This window comes from Mesorhizobium sp. M7A.F.Ca.CA.004.06.1.1, from assembly GCF_003999135.1.
Classification (GTDB): Bacteria; Pseudomonadota; Alphaproteobacteria; order Rhizobiales; family Rhizobiaceae; genus Mesorhizobium.
In genome coordinates, this window is sequence record NZ_RZPQ01000499.1 from 1 (window position 1) to 4,418 (window position 4,418).

Sequence of the window (4,418 nt, forward strand, 5' to 3'; positions counted from 1 at the left end):
CTTCTCGTCCTTGTCATAGGTGTAGAGCGTCATGCCATTGGCGTCGGTGTAGATCTTGGTGCCATTGACCTCGGCTTCCTTCCACGCGTCGGCGGCGAAGGATGCGGCGGTGCTGAGCAGAAGCGCTGCCAGTCCTGCGGTTATGGTTTTCATGGAAATCTCCCTGACTGGTATCTGGAGACGCGCGGGAAATCGCGGCCTCGCTGTGTCAACGCCCAGGGGCTGCCGTTTCTTCCCCGGCAAGCATGATCTTGCCAACACAATGGTGATTGGTGGACAAGGCTGCGCGTCGCTATATCAGCGGCACGACAGTGGAGTTCCTGGAAATGGCATTGGACATCGGCTATGTCAGCGCGGTCGGGGCGGGAGCCATCTCGTTCCTGTCGCCTTGCGTGCTGCCGCTGGTGCCGCCCTATCTCTGCTATATGGCCGGCGTGTCGGTCGACGATTTCCGTGGCAATGCGGGAACTACGGCGAGGGAAGGCGCGCGCGGCGCGCTGCTTTATTCCTCGATCGCCTTCGTGCTCGGCTTCTCGACCGTCTTTGTCGCGCTTGGCGCCGGGGCCTCGACCATCGGCCGGCTGCTGCGTATCTGGCAGGAGCCGCTGGCGATGGGCGCCGGTGTGCTGATCATCCTCATGGGCCTGAATTTCCTCGGTATCCTGCGCATTCCGCTGCTTTCACGCGAGGCGCGCTTCCAGTCGCAGGGCAAGCCGGCAAGCGCCGTCGCCGCCTATGTCATGGGGTTGGCCTTCGCCTTCGGCTGGACGCCCTGCATCGGTCCGGTGCTCGGTCCGATCCTGACGCTGGCCGGCGGCCGCGAGACGGTGGGCGAGGGCGCGCTGCTGCTCGCCGCCTATTCGCTCGGGCTGGGTATCCCGTTCCTGATCGCCGCCCTGTTTTCCGGCGCCTTCATGCGCTTCCTTGGCAAATTCCGCGTCCATCTCGGCCGCGTCGAAAAAGCGATCGGCGCGCTGCTGGTGGTCGCCGGCGTGTTTTTCCTCACCGGCGGCGTGCAGACGGTGTCTTACTGGCTGCTGGAAAATTTCCCGGTGCTGGGGCGGCTGGGGTAGGTCGCGTCGGCGGAACGATGCACGGCAGCCCGCATTTGCAGTACCGTTGATCAACACTTTTTCGAGCCGGGAGGCGAGAATGGTAGCCAAGGCGGATGTGCGAAAATTCTTCAAGGTCTATGAGAAAATCTACAATGACGCGATCGCCGACACCGTCGATCTCAACGACGTCGCGGACATGTATTCGGCCGGTTTTGTCTCGGTGACGCCGGCAGCGGTCATGGTTGGCGAGAATGGCGAGCAGTTGAAGGCCATCATGACAAAGGGTTTTGGCCTATCGTGCCCTCGGCAGCAAGAGGATGACCTGCAAGGAGGTCTCTGTGACACCTGTCGACCAGGACCATTGCGTGGCTGAGGTAAACTGGGCCGGTGACTATGAACGCAAGGATGGGAGTCCCGTGACCATCGACTTTGCGGTCAACTATCTCGTCGAAAAGCGCGACGGCAAGCTGAAGGTGTTTGGCTGGATATCAGGTGACGAGCAGGCGGAATTCAGGAAACACGGCCTGTTGTAGGTGTGCTGACTGCCGAATTCCGTTTTAAGACCCGCTGATTAAGAGTCAGCTGCTCCGCCATCTCACCGAAATTTAACCGCATTGGTGAAGCAAGGCGCCACTGCTAGCATGCTTTGATTCCCAACCCTTTTCATATGGTTGTCCCTTCCATGAGCCAGAGATCCTGCCTGTCCGTCATTCTCGCCGCCGGCGAAGGCACGCGCATGAAGAGCGTGCTGCCGAAGGTGCTGCACCAGATCGCCGGCCTGCCGATGGTCGCCCATGTGGTGAAGGCAGCCGAAGCCGCCGGCGCCGGCAGCCAGGCGCTGGTGATCGGCCATGGCGCCGACGAGATGCGCAAGGCTGCGGCAAAGTTCGCGCCGAAGGCCGAGACTTTCGTGCAGGAGAAGCGCCTTGGCACCGCGCACGCCGTGCTGGCCGCACGCGATGCGATATCAAAGGGTTATGACGACGTCCTGGTGATGTTTGGCGACACGCCGCTGATCGACGCCGATGCGCTGACCGTGGCGCGGCTGAAGTTGGCCGAGGGCGCCGCCGTCGTCGTGATCGGCTTCCGCCCGCCCAGCCCGACCGGCTATGGCAGGCTGATCGAGAAGGACGGCAAATTGGTGGCCATCCGCGAGGAGAAGGACTGTTCCGAGGAGGAAAGAAAGATCGGCTTCTGCAATGCCGGCATGATGGCGGTGGCCGGCGCCCACGTGCTGACGCTGCTCGATCAGGTTGGCAATAAGAATGCCAAAGGCGAATATTATCTCACCGACATTGTCGAGATCGCCAGTGCGCGAGGCCTCGATGTCGTCGCCACCGAAGCCAGCTTCGAAAGCGCACTCGGTATCAACAACCGCGCCGAACTTGCGCAAGCCGAGGGCATATGGCAGGCGCGCCGGCGGCATGAAGCGATGCTGTCGGGCGTGACGCTGATCGCGCCGGAGACCGTGTATTTCTCGCACGACACCGAGATCGGCACTGACACGATCGTCGAGCCCAATGTCTGGTTCGGTCCGGGTGTGAAGATTGCGACGGGCGCCAAGATACATGCGTTCAGCCACATCGAAGGCGCCACCATTGCGTCCAATTGCGATGTCGGGCCATACGCGCGACTGCGGCCGGGTGCTGATCTCCGGGACAAGGCCAAGGTCGGCAATTTCTGCGAGGTCAAGCAGGCGGTTATCGAAGAGGGCGCCAAGGTCAACCATTTGACCTATATCGGCGATGCCCGCGTCGGCGCGGGAGCCAATATCGGCGCCGGCACCATCACCTGCAATTATGACGGCTATTCGAAATTCTTCACGGACATCGGCGAGGGCGCGTTCATTGGCTCTAATTCGTCGCTGGTGGCACCTGTCACCATCGGCAAGGGCGGCTACATTGCCTCGGGCAGCGTGATCACCGAAAGCGTGCCCGACGATGCGCTGGCCTTCGGCCGTGCTCGCCAGAAGACGATCCCGGGCAAGGGCAAGGAATTGCGCGAACGCTTTGCTTCGGCCGCGGCTGCGAAGAAAAAGTAAGACCAGCCCGCAAAAAACCGAACGATTGCAGTAACCGGATTGCAAGAGCGGTCTGTCATGGTGCATCGACAAGAATGAGCGTTCCGTTACACGGGACGAAATGCAATGTGACTTTCGCGGCAGGCCGGCCATCCCTAAATAGCGCTGGTTTTCCACGGGGACTCGGGGGCTGTCTGCATGTGCGGTATCGTTGGAATCGTCGGCCACTCGCAGGTTGCGCCGCTCATCGTCGACGCGCTGAAGCGGTTGGAATATCGCGGCTATGACTCGGCCGGCGTCGCCACCATCGAGCACGGCCAGCTTGCTCGCCGCCGCGCCGAAGGCAAGCTGATCAACCTCGAGCGCCGGCTCAAGGACGAGCCGCTCGACGGTACGATCGGCATCGGTCACACACGCTGGGCGACACACGGCGTGCCCAACGAGACCAATGCGCATCCGCATTTTTCCGACGGTGTCGCCATCGTCCATAACGGCATCATCGAGAATTTCGCCGAATTGCGCGAAGAACTGATCCGCGATGGCTATTCTTTCTCCTCGCAGACCGACACCGAGGTCGTCGCCCATCTGGTGGCGCGCGAACTCGCCAAAGGCCTGAAGCCGGTCGAGGCCGCGCACCAGGCGCTGAAGCGGCTGGAAGGCGCCTTTGCGCTGGCAATCATGTTCAAGGGCGACGAGGACCTGATCGTCGGCGCGCGCAATGGTCCGCCTTTGGCTGTCGGCCATGGCGATGGCGAGATGTTTTTGGGCTCCGACGCCATCGCGCTCGCACCGTTCACCAATTCGATCACCTATCTCGAAGATGGCGACTGGGCGGTGGTGCGCCGCGACGGCGTCACCATCTTCGACATCGACGGCACAAAGGTCGACCGCAAGCGCCAGCAGTCGCTTTCGACCAGCTTCATGGTCGACAAGGGCAATCGGCGCCATTTCATGGAGAAGGAGATCCATGAGCAGCCCGAAGTGATCTCGCATACCTTGGCGAATTATCTCGATTTTGTCGGCGGCGTCTCCAAGCCGCTGGATCTGCCGTTCAATTTCGCAGAGATCAACCGGCTGGCGATTTCGGCCTGCGGTACCGCCTATCTTGCCGGCCTGATCGGCAAATACTGGTTCGAGCGCGACGCGCGCCTGCCCGTCGACATCGATGTCGCCTCCGAATTCCGTTACCGCGAAATGCCATTGTCGAAGAACGACGCGGCGTTCTTCATTTCGCAGTCCGGTGAGACTGCCGACACGCTGGCCTCGCTGCGTTATTGCCGCAAGGCCGGCATGAAGATCGGCGCGATCGTCAATGTGCGCGAATCGACCATGGCGCGCGAATC

General features: G+C 61.5%; 4 protein-coding genes. All 4 read left to right on the forward strand.

Annotation, left to right across the window (positions count from 1 at the left end; all coding sequences use genetic code 11):
* The first annotated feature begins 326 nt into the window (after positions 1-326).
* Positions 327-1,073 (forward strand): cytochrome c biogenesis CcdA family protein, encoded by a 747-nt coding sequence (locus EN906_RS24295; RefSeq protein ID WP_127268355.1) that lies wholly within the window; start codon positions 327-329, stop codon positions 1,071-1,073.
* 79 nt (positions 1,074-1,152) lie between these two features.
* Positions 1,153-1,428 (forward strand): hypothetical protein, encoded by a 276-nt coding sequence (locus EN906_RS38460; protein WP_236382805.1) that lies wholly within the window; start codon positions 1,153-1,155, stop codon positions 1,426-1,428.
* Between the two features lie 309 nt (positions 1,429-1,737).
* Entirely contained in the window at positions 1,738-3,096 is a 1,359-nt protein-coding gene (glmU, locus tag EN906_RS24305) for a bifunctional UDP-N-acetylglucosamine diphosphorylase/glucosamine-1-phosphate N-acetyltransferase GlmU (protein ID WP_127268353.1), read from the forward strand.
* Between the two features lie 177 nt (positions 3,097-3,273).
* Positions 3,274-4,418: glutamine--fructose-6-phosphate transaminase (isomerizing) (gene glmS / locus EN906_RS24310; protein WP_127375435.1), on the forward strand; the 1,145-nt coding region annotated here is incomplete at its 3' end.

Excerpts from the sequence above, each read along its gene's own strand:
- EN906_RS24295 (WP_127268355.1), top strand. The coding sequence starts at position 327 with ATGGCATTGGACATCGGCTATGTCAGCGCGGTCGGGGCGGGAGCCATC.
- EN906_RS38460 (WP_236382805.1), top strand. The coding sequence starts at position 1,153 with ATGGTAGCCAAGGCGGATGTGCGAAAATTCTTCAAGGTCTATGAGAAA.
- glmU (WP_127268353.1), top strand. The coding sequence starts at position 1,738 with ATGAGCCAGAGATCCTGCCTGTCCGTCATTCTCGCCGCCGGCGAAGGC.